This window comes from Bradyrhizobium sp. 134 (genome assembly GCF_023074155.1).
Lineage (GTDB): Bacteria > Pseudomonadota > Alphaproteobacteria > Rhizobiales > Xanthobacteraceae > Bradyrhizobium.
The window spans coordinates 1-11,783 of the sequence record NZ_JADPKX010000024.1 but is presented as its reverse complement, the minus strand read 5'-3'; the positions used below and the strand labels follow the sequence as shown (position 1 = coordinate 11,783).

The 11,783-nt window shown below is 61.7% G+C and carries 12 protein-coding genes; 7 read left to right on the top strand and 5 right to left on the bottom strand.

The window, feature by feature from the left end; all coding sequences use genetic code 11:
* Both IVA75_RS08105 and IVA75_RS08100 read right to left on the bottom strand, forming a co-directional pair.
* Window positions 1–258, bottom strand: a 258-nt coding sequence (locus tag IVA75_RS08105; protein WP_247358919.1) for a hypothetical protein, incomplete at its 3' end; no start/stop codon positions are given.
* A gap of 13 nt (window positions 259–271) precedes the next feature.
* A complete protein-coding gene (locus IVA75_RS08100; protein WP_247299899.1) occupies window positions 272–586 on the bottom strand; it encodes a hypothetical protein in 315 nt (104 codons plus the stop codon).
* 241 nt (window positions 587–827) lie between these two features.
* On the opposite strand from IVA75_RS08100, the gene mobQ reads away from it, so the two are divergent.
* Window positions 828–2,018, top strand: a complete 1,191-nt coding sequence (mobQ, locus tag IVA75_RS08095; RefSeq protein ID WP_247299895.1) for a MobQ family relaxase — start codon at window positions 828–830, stop codon at window positions 2,016–2,018.
* Between the two features lie 24 nt (window positions 2,019–2,042).
* Here mobQ and IVA75_RS08090 read toward each other — a convergent pair whose 3' ends face one another.
* Entirely contained in the window at window positions 2,043–2,630 is a 588-nt protein-coding gene (locus IVA75_RS08090; RefSeq protein WP_247299893.1) for a hypothetical protein, read from the bottom strand.
* Window positions 2,631–3,030: 400 nt separating this feature from the next.
* On the opposite strand from IVA75_RS08090, the gene IVA75_RS08085 reads away from it, so the two are divergent.
* The 6 genes from IVA75_RS08085 (at window position 3,031) to IVA75_RS08060 (ending at window position 8,943) form a co-directional block, all read left to right on the top strand.
* A complete protein-coding gene (locus IVA75_RS08085) occupies window positions 3,031–3,348 on the top strand; it encodes a hypothetical protein (protein ID WP_247299892.1) in 318 nt (105 codons plus the stop codon).
* Window positions 3,345–3,605, top strand: a complete 261-nt coding sequence (locus IVA75_RS08080; RefSeq protein ID WP_247299890.1) for a hypothetical protein — start codon at window positions 3,345–3,347, stop codon at window positions 3,603–3,605. The genes IVA75_RS08085 and IVA75_RS08080 overlap by 4 nt, the downstream gene beginning before the upstream one ends.
* Complete coding sequence (locus IVA75_RS08075; protein WP_247330373.1) at window positions 3,602–4,570, top strand: tyrosine-type recombinase/integrase; 969 nt, start codon at window positions 3,602–3,604, stop codon at window positions 4,568–4,570. The genes IVA75_RS08080 and IVA75_RS08075 overlap by 4 nt, the downstream gene beginning before the upstream one ends.
* 142 nt (window positions 4,571–4,712) lie before the next feature.
* Window positions 4,713–5,300, top strand: a complete 588-nt coding sequence (locus IVA75_RS08070; RefSeq protein ID WP_247299914.1) for a hypothetical protein — start codon at window positions 4,713–4,715, stop codon at window positions 5,298–5,300.
* Window positions 5,301–6,362: an XRE family transcriptional regulator gene (locus IVA75_RS08065; RefSeq protein WP_247299911.1), complete on the top strand. Its 1,062-nt coding sequence runs from the start codon at window positions 5,301–5,303 to the stop codon at window positions 6,360–6,362.
* A gap of 175 nt (window positions 6,363–6,537) precedes the next feature.
* Complete coding sequence (locus IVA75_RS08060) at window positions 6,538–8,943, top strand: hypothetical protein (protein ID WP_247299909.1); 2,406 nt, start codon at window positions 6,538–6,540, stop codon at window positions 8,941–8,943.
* A 500-nt stretch (window positions 8,944–9,443) separates the two neighbouring features.
* Here the strand turns inward: IVA75_RS08060 and IVA75_RS08055 are convergent, their stop codons facing one another.
* Both IVA75_RS08055 and IVA75_RS08050 read right to left on the bottom strand, forming a co-directional pair.
* A complete protein-coding gene (locus tag IVA75_RS08055) occupies window positions 9,444–10,052 on the bottom strand; it encodes a hypothetical protein (protein ID WP_247299906.1) in 609 nt (202 codons plus the stop codon).
* A gap of 1,243 nt (window positions 10,053–11,295) precedes the next feature.
* The coding region (locus tag IVA75_RS08050; RefSeq protein WP_247358916.1) for a hypothetical protein at window positions 11,296–11,783 on the bottom strand (488 nt) is incomplete at its 5' end.

The following is an 11,783-nucleotide window of genomic DNA, read 5'->3' as shown; positions in this document are numbered from 1 at the left end:
CCAGCGCAGTCGGTCGGCCCCGAGCGCGGAGACCGTCGTGTCCAACGACGCGACGCGGTCGGACAGCGTTCCGAAGGCCGGCCCGAGGGCCGACACGTCGAGGGTGAGGGTACGAGGTTTTGCAGCCGCCATCTCGGCCGCCTGTGCGGCCTTGAGCGTCCCCTGCATGTCCTGCCCGAGTCGGTCCACGTCGCGGCGGACTGCCTTGAGCGTGTCGAGCAACTCAATGACGGGGTCGGTTGAGTTCGCGCCGTCCATTGTCGGCAGGGTCCTACGAGTGCTCCGTCTCGGTGGGCGGAACAGGATCCTGTCTCATGGAGAAGATGTGCAGGCGGCCGAGAAGGTCGGTGACCCTTCGGAGGTCCACATCCGGAAGACCGTCGTTGTCGATGATCGAGACCAGCTGCTTGGCATTGGCAGGGCTGTCGTAGGCCCATCGGATCACAACAGCGCCGACGACCTTCGCCTCCCGTTCATCCCTGGCTTGGATTTCTGCCTCCACACGTGCGGTCTCAGCGGCAAGCGCCGTCAGCCTCTGTTCCGGGGTGCGCTTGATGCGCTTCGGCTTGGTCTCGGTCGTGTCCATGTTCGAAGCTCGCTTTTTGAGAGTTGCATTCGAGGGGCGGGCAAAGCTAGGGTTGAGTCCCGAAGGGCGCGGTTACGTCTCGGACTGCGTCCGACACCCGCGGTCCTCAGGGGCTGCGCCCCGCCGGACGGCTTCCCCCCAGTCCGGCGCTTAGGCGCCGGACGTCAGGGTTCCTCACCCTGAAACCGAGCCAGCGTCGGGCCGCTGGACCACGTATGTGCGCACAGGGCGCGGTGACGGGATGGCGCTGTACCGCTTCGAGCTGAAGGTGATCGGCCGCTCCGGCGGGCGTTCGGCCGTCGCCGCAGCCGCCTATCGCTCCGGCACCCGGATGGTCTGCGCCCGCCGCGGCCAAGTCTTCGACTACAGGCGGCGCAAGGGCGTCTCGTCGCGCGAACTCCTCGCTCCCCCAAGCGCACCGGCATGGGCTCGCACGGATCGCCAGAAGCTCTGGCAGATGGTGGAGGCGAGCGAACGCCGGGTCGACAGTAGGCTCGCGAAAGAGGCCGTACTCTCGTTGCCGCGCGAGCTGAGCGTCGAGGATCGCGTCCGGCTGGTCCGCGCGTTCGTCGAGCGGGAGATTGTCGCGCTCGGTCTTGTCGCGGACATCGCGCACCACGACGGACGGACGGGAAAAGACGATCCGGACGGCGGCAATCCGCACGCTCACGTGCTGATCTCGACTCGTCGCGTCGGTCCCGATGGGTTCGAAGGCAAGGAAAAAGCTCTCGACGCTCGAGACACCCTGTTGCATCTCCGTGAAGCGTGGGCTTCGCATCTGAACGAAGCGCTCGAGCGTGCCGGAGCGCCGACGCGGGTCAGCCACCTCTCGCTCGCGGCACAATGCGAGGACGCCAAGGCTGAGGCTGCCGATGCGCGCGCCAGCGGTGACACGGAGAAGGCGGACGAAGCCGACGCAGCGGTTTTCGTGCTTGATCGGAAGCCGGAGCCGAAGCTCGGGCGGGGACACCACCTCCGAACCCGCGCTGGCATTCAGACCGACCAAGGCGAGGCCGTAGACGCGCTCCGGATTGAGCGTGCCCGCCGACAAACGCTGACCGCGACCCTGCGCACGCTGCTCCGAAAGGCCGCGCAGTTTCGGTTGCAACTCGGCGACCGCCTGCGTCAAAGCTTGAGCGAAGGTGCCATGGCCTCGCTGCGGGATACCAACCTCGCGGTGTCGGTGGGTCGCTTGGCACGCGGCGAAGGGGAGCGCCTGACTCCCGATGAGCGCATCAAGGCACAGGAACGACAGCGCGCGTTGAGGCACGAACAAGCTGAGCGGCGCTTGGCTTTGGGAGATGGTGAGCAGGCCTCGGCACGTGAGCGCGACCTGCGTCGAGAGGAGATTGAGCGCCATCGTATCGAACAGGAGTTACTGAGGGTCCGCGCCGTGATGCGGCGAGATCGTGGACGTGGGATCGGCCGCTGAGCGGCCGATCCACGGGCCGGCGCGCTAGTCCCTGCCCCACCCATCGTTCCGAACCGGCTTGCGGGACTTGGGCTTGCGCTTCTGTTCGGCCTTCGGGGTGAGGTTCGGCGGCACCGGAGCCGGAGCCGGCTGAGGAACGACGGGAGCGGGCTTGGCCTCCGCGTCTTTCTTGGCGCGCGCGTCGATGATGAGATCGCCGATGGTACGGTCGAAATTCGGCCCGTCATCGACGTTCGGTGGGACCTTGCACCGACAGGTCAGACACCGGTCAACGCGCACCCGGATCCGCTCAAACGCGCGTTCGTCCTCGGGCGTGATTTCCTTGTTGTCACGCTTGAGGAGCCGCACGCGGTCCCAGGTATCGATCTCGAAATCCTCGATCTCGCATTCCCAGAGTTCGATCCGCACGTCTTCCGGAACGGGGACGCCCGCAACGTACGTCGCGGTACTCAGAAGAAGGGCATTCTCCTTGCGGCACTCCCATGAAAGGTGACCGGCTCTCCTGACCTGTACGAGATATCGACAATCATGAGGGCGCAGCGGGTTTGAAGCTTCCGGCGCAGCGGAGGCATTCTGATCTTTGCGGTCTTCGTTCTGATTGGAGTTGGACATGTGAGGCCCCGGCATTTCCAGTTGCGAGGCCGTCTATGAATATCGCTCTTTGCCGAAAGTACAGAGCGGAGACCATTGGATAAGTGGGCCGGACCGGCAGACAGTATCTTGAAAAAGCTGAGAAATACTGCTACAAGGAGCAAGAACGACATCATAAAGACGGGAGAGACCCGTCACATGTGGAGGGGCATTCGCCACCCCAGTGAAGTCGATGGACTTCACTGGCCACATGTGAATACATTCTTAAAAGTAACCTAATGGAATTTGGCGGCTCGCCAAAGCCCGAATTGGCGGCAATTCACAGTTTCGTGAAGGAGCTGCCTAGGGTGTGGGCAGCCGCGGGGTGGCGTCTTCTGGGCTGTGATAATGACGCTTATCGGAGGTCAAGACGGAGTCGGTCATGGTGGCGCTGTTGGAGCAGATGCTCCGGGACGTGCGCCGGGAGATCGCCGCGATCGAGATGCGCTCGGCCGCGCGGACTGCTGGGCTCCTCGCCCTAATCCGGGATGGGGCCGACACCGCCGAGCAGGACCGGCTGATGTCGGAGGACATGCGCACCCTGGACGGCCTGCGTCAGGAACAGCGGGTGCTGAAGGAGGCCCTGGAACGCCCCGACCTCCCGGCGAGCGCCCAGGATCTGCTCGATCTCGCCGACGCGAAACTACGCCTTGTCCTTGAGGCCCGACTCCAGCTCCAGGACCTGAGGGGTCAGGGATGACCGTCGCGCCCGTCCCGGCCTCATCGCTCCTCGATGACGCGCTCGCGGACGCAGATCGGGAGATCGCCGAGACTGAGCGGCGGCGCGAACGGCAAGTTCACCTCCTCCACGGCCTCGACCCCGGCACGAAGGCGCGGACCTGCGCCGAGCGCCTCCTGTGCGAGATCGACTGGACCCTCTCAATCAACCACACGCACCGAACGCTCATCCAGAACCTGCTGGCGACCGAAACCTCCAACGACGTGGGTTCCCCGTGACCACCCTTCCTACCCCTGTCGCAGAGACCGCAATCGGCCCCGCGCTCGACTTGGAAGCGGTCGCCGCCCGCGCCGCCGGACTCGCTCGGCAGGCGCGCGCCGCTAACACGCTCCGCGCCTACGAGGCCGACTGGCGGGAATTCGCGGGGTGGTGCGCCGCCCGCGGCCTCGAACCGCTGCCCGCCGCCCCGGCCGTGGTCGGGCTCTACCTCGCCGACTGCGCCGACCGGCTGTCGCTCGCGACCCTCGCCCGGCGGGTGAGCAGCCTCGCCGCCCGGCACCGCCGGGCCGGGCTCGGCCTCGACGTGCGCCACCCGGCCGTGGCCGACGTGCTGGCGGGCCTCCGGCGCGAGCGCGGCTCCGCCCAGCGCCGCGCCGAGGCCCTGACCGTGCCGCGCCTGAAGCAGGTGCTCGCCGGGCTCGGCGACGGCCTCGCCGACCGGCGCGACCGCGCCCTGCTCCTGGTCGGCACCGCCGCCGCGTTGCGGCGCTCCGAGCTGGCCGCCCTCGACGTGGCCGACATCGCCGTCCTGCCCGAGGGCCTGCGGGTCACGATCCGGCGCAGCAAGACCGACGCCGAGGGTCGCGGCGCGGTGCTCGCGGTCGGGCGCACGGGACAGGCGACGTGTCCGGCCGCCGCCTACACGGCGTGGCTTGCCGCGACCGGGATCGCCGAGGGGGCGGCGTTCCGCGCCGTCGACCGTCACGGCCGCCTCGGCGGGCGGCTGTCCGGCAACGCCGTCGCGCTGATCGTCCAGCGCCGCGCTGGCGCCGCCGGGCTCGACGCGGCGGCCTATGCGGGCCACTCCATGCGGGCGGGGTTCGCGACCTCGGCCGCCCATGCCGGGGTTGGCGAGATCCGGATCGCTCACCAGACCCGTCACGCCTCGCTCAGCACCCTGCGCCGGTACGTCCGTGAGGGGGCCCTGTTCGCCGACAATCTCGCTGTCGAGATCGGATTGTAGCGCTTCCAGGGCTCTCGTCTGGGACGCCCAGGAGTCCAAAGCGTAAGGCCCGACAAGGAGTTGCGGCTCGGTTATTGAAACGGTTATATTTTCCGCCATATCCTTCCAAGGGCGCGACGTGCTGCCGGATGGAGAGGGCCTTATGGACGTGGAAGAAGACCAGTCGCGCCAGATGGCGATCATCGAGCCCCTGCTGCTCGGCATCCACGACGCCTTGTACGAGGCGGTCGCCACCTACAACGGTGACGGGTACTCGGATGCGGTTCGTGCGCAGCACAGTGATCGCGCTGCCGCGTGCTGCATCTACGACCACGCCGAACGAGCGCTGATGGACCGCTTCGACGGCACGCCTGGGGTGAACTTCCTGGATCGCCGGGGGCTTCACCTGCTCAACTACCGGGATCAGGCGCTGATCCGGGTCAAGAAGGTGAACGGGTTAGGCCAACACGCTAACTACCAGACCCTGCAACAGCAGGATTATGACGACGAGATGCCCCTCCTCGATCTGCCCGAGGCGGCCGTGCGTCTGTATGCGGGCTACCAAATGGATGCCGCCGGGGCCGCGATCGAGCGGGTGATGATTGTCAGGCAGATCGGCAAGGACGTGATCTGGACGGCGCAGGTCACCGCTACGGAAGCCCAGGCTGCGTGGGTGGACATCACGCCGGAGCGGATCCCTGACACTGGTCGGACCGACTTTGAGGCGGCGCGTGCGAGACGAGGACGCTAAGTGACCGACGCGGTCTTCAACGCTGACATGCTGAGACTCGCGCGTGAGGCGCGCGAGATGACCCAGGCTGATCTGGCGAGAGAGGCGTCTGTCACGCAGGCGCTCATCTCGAAGCTCGAACACGGCCTGATCGGCCAACCCTCCGACGAGGTGCTGGGCAACCTCGCGAAGGCACTCCGCTTCCCTACAGCCTTCTTCCATCAGCGCGAGCGCGCGATCGGGTTCCCCGCCTTTCACTACCGCAAGCGCACGAAGCTCGGCGCGAAGCCACTCGCGCGGATCGGTGCGGTCATCAACATCCGGCGTCAGCACGTGGCGAGGCTCTTGCGCTCCTACGACCTGGAAGTCGCCAAGCCGATCCCTCAGATCGACCTGGACGAGAGCGGCCTCACGCCAGAGAAGGTCGCCGAGCGGCTGCGCGCGTACTGGATGCTGCCGCGTGGGCCGGTCGCCTGCGTGGTTGATACGATTGAGCAGGCGGGCGGCATCGTCATCATGACGAGCTTCCACACCAAGCTTCTGGACGGCATCAGCTTCCGTTCGGAGGGCATGCCACCGCTCTTCTTCATGAACAAGGATGTTGCCGGGGACCGCTTCCGTTTCTCGCTCGCGCACGAGCTTGGACACATCGTTATGCACACCGTGCCTGACGACGATCAGAAGATGGAAGAGGAGGCGCACCGCTTCGCTGCGGCTTTCCTCATGCCTGCCTCGGATATCAAATCATATTTGATATCTCCTAAGATTACTGCTCTCGGTAGAGTGAAAGCGTACTGGAAGGTCTCTATAAAAAGCTTGATTAAAAGAACTTACGACCTAAAATTAATTACTGATTCTCAGTACAAAAACATGAATGTTCAGTATAATAAATCTTTCAACGAGGGTGAGCCATACGAAATACAGGTAGAAGAACCTTGGCGCCTTAGAGATATCATCAAGTATCACTGCAACGAGCTTGGATACAGCTTGTCTGACTTGGCGCGCCTTCTGGCTGCGAACGAAGCCGACGTTGAGCGCGCGTATCTCCCGCGCCAGGGCCTACGCCTCGTGGTTTCGAACTGAGTTTTGGGTCCCCTTCTACGTGACGAGGACGCGTGTCCAGTAGGCGTTGTCTCCGCCGCCCTCGACTACGAGAACCCCATGGGTGAGGATATTCACGACGCTGCCACAGCGCTTGCCACGGCATATGCGAACGGCGATGTCTACCGTGCATCGGGCATGGTCCAGCGGGAACATAATGTCTCTGTACAAAAAACTACAAGATGTCCGCAGCGAGGAAGACGTCAAAGATGTTTACATTCAGGCGTTAGGCTTGAAGAAATATACCAAAGGGCTAATTGATATTCGTACGAAGGAAATGTGGTTCGAGGCTAAACATCACGGCAAGGACTCAAGTTATAAGATGTTCACCCAGCTTCTGCATTATGTGCAGGATGGGTTGAATAAAGGGGACGAGTTACCACCGTTCCTGGCAGTAATGGATACTGAGAAGGCGGCTCTGATGAAGACCGCTGATGTTATTCCATTTTTGAAAAAGAAGACGATAAAATGGGGCAAGTCGGCTACTAAATTCCCGAAGGAGGCGCTCGACCAAGTATCCGCGTTCATTGGAACAAGGATGGTCTCGTTCAGGATAGCGACGCACGAAGATGAATTCATCAGTACTGTAAAAGCCGCTCTGACAAAGGGCGATATTATCCGCATTTCGATCACGCCAGATAATTTGAAGCAAGTTTTCGATAAATGGGTCGAGATGATCGGTCGGGAAATCGGCGGTGCTCCGGTAGATAAATATGCCCTTCTCTTTTTCGCCGACATCATGCATGACGGAACCAAGGCGACTCATGAAAACTTGCCGGCCGAACTTCTCCATCAAGGAGAAGCGCCCGTATTTTCCCTCGACGGTAAACTTTATAAACTAGGTAATCGTGAGGGTTACCGTCAGTTCTGGTCAATTTATCACCGCCCACCAGATGAGGAGTATCGCAATTACTTATTAGAGCGTCGCGACTCCCTAATCCCGCTAGACGAGCGTAGCTTCAAGGGCGCTTTCTATACTCCACTCCACGTGGTTGATAAAGCCTACGATAAGTTAGCCGACGTTCTTGGGAAGAACTGGCAGAAGAACTACATAGTTTGGGACATGTGCTGCGGCGTTGGGAACTTGGAAACCAAGCATTCCAACCCGCGAAACGTTTTTATGAGTACATTAGATCAAGCTGACGTCGATGTTATGAAAGCTACTAGAACCTGCGTTTCCGCCACTCGGTTTCAATATGATTATCTCAATGATGACATTACGGCTGATGGCAGAATTGACTATAGCCTCACCAACAAAGTGCCGCCCGCTCTGCGGCAGGCAATCGCCGAAGGTCGAAAGATCCTGATACTTATCAATCCGCCATATGCAGAAGCTGCAAACATAGATAACATCACAAGTTCTCGTGGGAAAAATTCAGAGAGCAAAAAAAGCGTTTCAAAGACGCAGATTGCTAAAACGATCAGTGATTTTGGATACGCTTCGCGCGAACTATTCGTGCAATTTCTAGTGCGGATCGCCAAAGAGATACCAAACGCTACCTTGGCTATGTTCAGTACCTTGAAATATGTAAATGCTCCAAATTTTGAGCCATTCAGGTCGTTTTGGAATGCATCTTATCTCGGCGGTTTCTTGGTGCCTAGCAAAGCATTCGATGGTCTAAATGGGAATTTCCCTATTGGCTTCCTTATTTGGGAAACCGATAATTCCGCAAAAAAGAAGACACCAATTACAAACATAGTTGCGGAGGTTCTTAATAAAAAAGGCGAAGCAATTGGCGAAAAGCAATTCTATAATCTACCAAGTGAGCGATTTCTGAGCAATTGGATTAAGCGGGCAAGGTCTAATAAGGATGACGCCCTGCCCTTGAAAGGCGCGCTCGTGCCAACGACTAGTATTAAAGATGTGCGTGGCACTAAATGGGCAGACGGAGCGATCGGCGGAATGATTGCGCCCGGTGGTGATGTTCAACACGCAAATCTTACCGCCTTGCTATCATCAGGGTACTGTAGCGCAGGCGGTTTTTTCGTCACCAAGGAAAATCTCTGGAAATCGGCAGTTGTGTTTGCGGTACGGCGTCTAGTTAAGCCGTCGTGGCTCAATGATCGGGATCAGTTCTTACAGCCTGATGAGCCTCTTACTGAAGAATTTAAGATGGACTGCTTAGTCTGGATGTTGTTCAGCACACAAAATCTGACGGCTGGCGCGAACGGATTGGAGTGGAATGGTCGCCAATGGAGTCTGGTCAATCACTTTATTCCGTTCACCGAGGCTGAAGTTAATGCACCTGACCGATTTGAATCAGATTTTATGGTTCAATACCTACATAAAAAGAAGTTTTCGGTTGAGGCTTCCGCAGTCTTACGAGCAGGTAAAATCCTTTGGCAAACGTATTTCTCCATCACCGATGTATATAGCGTTCGTCAAAGCCTCAAACTCAATCGCCCCGATGTTGGATGGTATCAGATCCGATCCGCTCTTGGTCGACGCGAGGAACAGAAAGACAAAATCGAAACCGAATTTGCTGTCTTTGACTCAACCTACGAGACGCTGACATCGAAGCTAGCACCGATGATTTATGATCTTGGCTTCCTAAAAACTTAGCGTGCAGCAGCGGCTCATGCTGGTAAGCAAGCAGGCGAGATCTCGGGACACGAGGCGGAGAGAGAACGTTCGTCTCCGCGCTGTCAATCTGCATAGGTATGGGCGCTTAGCGTACGTTTTCGAACATCCTCTGCGATGACCCCGAGTTGGCGTAGACGAAATACCAAAGGTCCAAACCGGGTGAACGACGACGCCTTCACAGATGAGCTGAGATCGGCCCTGGAGGCCCTGATCTCGGAAGCCCGTGCAGCAGGCCCAGGGCGGGTTGTGACCGCGGCCGAGCGCGCTGCGATAATCTGGGTCACGGACCGCCAGGAAGCCCCCGAGGCCGCCCGCCGCGATCTGCCGGTACCAGAGACCGCACGCCGCTTGCAGTAGGATCCCGGCCGCCCTGGCTCCTGTGGTGGGCGACGCGATCTCTCGTTCATGACGGACACCCGTACCCACGACGATCTACGAACTTACAGCCTCCCAGATCCGGACTGGTGCACAACTGCGGTTCAGCCGGCGAGCCGACGCCACCATGGGCGTGCTTTCCAGGCTTCCAGCTCGGCGCGGGCCTGGGCGGTCTCCGCTTCGGCTCTCTTCTCCAAAGCACTCAACTCTACCCGTGATTGAGCCGCTGCGGCATCGGCCAATGCTAATCGCGCTTGCAGCTCGCGCTCGCGACCCCCGGCCTCCTCAACGACCTGGGCGAGTTGCCGAGCGAGAGCGGCGACCTCCCCGACTAAGTGATCGGATTTCTCAGTCTCGGCGCTCCTGTCAGCTACCGCCTGCGACAGAGCTTGCTGCGCCTCTGTGAGAGCCCGCTCGAGCCGTTCGATATGGGCGGTTAGGAAGGCAACGAAGGTCCTTTCGAGAGGGCCTTCGACAGGAGGCTCAGCATCGATTTCGCTTTCATCGAGAGGGGTTTCGACACCTCTCTTGAGAGCCCGCTCAAACTCTTCGATAGGGATCTCTATCCGGGTCCTACCGTCGTTACCGGGGAGCCTACGCCAGCCCTGTCGGCGCACGAGCTGCCGAGCTGAAGCCGGTTTCAGAGAGAATGCTTCCTCGATCTCCGCATACGTCATGATGCGGGACGAAACCCCCTTCGACACCTCGCTCATGACAGCCCCTCGGTCACTCGGAATGAGACGGACGAGAGGGTGTGTCCATAACTCTTTCGAAAGGGTATCTGACCGCCCTTTCGAGACCCCCGTCGAGGGAGGGCTTACCGTAGCCGTGTTGACTGCCTGTGTCGGTACGGGGATGGTGGGCGAATGCCGGACTCGTGCCGGTTCGAGGAGATAACCGCCACGACGGCAACGTAGAAAAAGCAACGGCCCCTCAGGCGCCAACCTGAGAGGCCGTGGACCGATCTCATAGAGACCGGCGGGGGATCAAACACCTCCCGACAGTCTCACGAGCACCCTTAGGGGTCAAGACGGGACGCCAATCCCGTCAACGGTCTTGCTCGTTCTGTGGAAGGGTGTCGCCCGCTAAGGCGATGCTCGCTGCTGTGCCGTGGCCCGCAAGGGCTGGGACATGTTCGCTGAAGAACTTAGGCGCGCCGTCGAGGTTGCGCCCCGGGGCGCGCTGCCCGAGGTGGCGGCGCTGCTGTGGCGCGCCTTCGGGGCGGGCCAGGTGAGTGAGGCCGAGGCCGAGGCGCTGTCGGCGCTGATCGAGGGGCGGACGGTCATCCCGGCCGCGCCCGTGCCGCCGCGAAGGCCTGCTAGCTCCCGGCCGCGGAGCGACGCCCCGCCGGGCCGACCGTCCATCTTCCCCCCGAAACGCCATCAGCGCTCGCCGGATCGCGCTCGGTCACTAGAGCGACGGCGGACCTTGGCTGCCTCTGGTCCAATGCCCCCGGCGCTCGCGGCCCGGCACACGACTGGCGAACTCGCCGCGTTACGGATCATCGCCGACGAGGTGCGGGCGCGCGGCGCATGTGAACTGTGCGTGTCGGCCATCGCGGCGCGAGCCGGGGTGTCGGCCTCGACGGCACGCAACGCGATCCGGACGGCTGCCCGTTCCGGGCTTCTCCACGTCGAGGAGCGCCGCCTTCTCGGCCGGCGCAATGATCCCAACCGCATCACCATCGTGGATGCCGCTTGGCGGGCTTGGATCGCGAAGGGCGGCCGAACCGGGGGGGGTGCCTTCAAAAAACTCGAGCCCACGGACAGAGGATCTCAGAAAGCGCAATCTTGGAGCGGTCAGCGGCCAGCGGAAACGTCGCAAAGAGCTGCCGGGAGGCAGGGTCGGGCGAGGGCAAGGCCACCTTCCGATTCCGGACCGGGTCCGTCACGGCGAGTGCCATCCATGCGGTAGGCTCATGCACCCGATCGTCATTCCGAACGGCCCGCTGCGCACTCAGTAGCCGTCGAGCACGGCGTACTCGCCACGCGGGCCGAACCGCGGCGCGCTCAGGTCGATGCGGACGCACAGGCGCGTGCGCCTGTCATCGGACTGGCAGTTCGTCAGCACCACGCGGCCTGCGCGGCGTTGCCAGTCCTCGGCCCGCGCCTGGAGCGTCGGCAATGCGACGCGCAGGCGCTCGACTTCGGCGGCGAGGCGGGCGCGTTCCGCCTGACCCCAGAAGGTAGACGCGGCGACGCCGGCAAACTGTGCGCCGGTGGCGCCCAGCACGACGAGGCTCAGAACTGCGGTGAGGCGAAGTGTCAGCCGAGCCGTTGCCTGTCGAACCCCGTGCGTCGCTGCGTCGATCTCACCGCGCGCGTCGTGCAGCGCGGCCACGACCTCGCTGCGCAGTCGGTCGGCCCCGAGCGCGGAGACCGTCGTGTCCAACGACGCGACGCGGTCGGACAGCGTTCCGAAGGCCGGCCCGAGGGCCGACACGT